The organism is Neisseria sp. P0021.S007, from assembly GCF_051956855.1.
Map to the genome: position 1 here is coordinate 1 of NZ_JBQCXA010001756.1, position 438 is coordinate 438.

General features: G+C 43.6%; 1 protein-coding gene, 1 pseudogene and 1 riboswitch. Of the genes and pseudogenes, one reads left to right on the forward strand and one right to left on the reverse strand.

Annotated features, from left to right (window positions below):
• Nucleotides 1-78, reverse strand: a 78-nt coding sequence (locus ACTHUR_RS21290) for a 7-cyano-7-deazaguanine synthase (protein WP_440400800.1), incomplete at its 3' end; no start/stop codon positions are given.
• A gap of 3 nt (nucleotides 79-81) precedes the next feature.
• Nucleotides 82-127: riboswitch (PreQ1 riboswitch) on the reverse strand.
• A gap of 71 nt (nucleotides 128-198) precedes the next feature.
• Between ACTHUR_RS21290 and ACTHUR_RS21295 the strand changes: the two are divergent.
• Nucleotides 199-438: pseudogene (locus ACTHUR_RS21295) on the forward strand (CDP-alcohol phosphatidyltransferase family protein); the annotation flags it as partial.

Consider the following 438-nt stretch of genomic DNA (forward strand, 5'->3'; position numbering starts at 1 on the left):
TGTTTGAATTGCCTGAATCAGGCAGGTTGTTGAATCCTGCCCGCCCGAAAAAATAACGAGGGCCTGCTGTTTTTCCATAGTAAATTCCTAGTTTTGTTAACGCGGGAGGTTTGCGAACCGCGTGATTCGAAGATTGACGGATTATAACGGATTTCGTCTATAATCACGGCACTTCATTTTCTTTTATATAGCATAATCATGAGCATTTACGCCCTGAAACCAAAATTCCAAAACCTATTGCGCCCCATTGTTAAGCGACTGTATCAAAAAGGTATTACTGCCAATCAGATTACCCTGTTTACCTGCGCCGTTTCTATTTTGATCGGTTTGCTTTTAGCATTGTTTGCTGGTGTATCCACACTATTCTGGCTTTTACCGATCTGGTTGTTTGTCCGTATGGCGCTGAATGCGATGGACGGTATGCTGGCACGGGAGTTC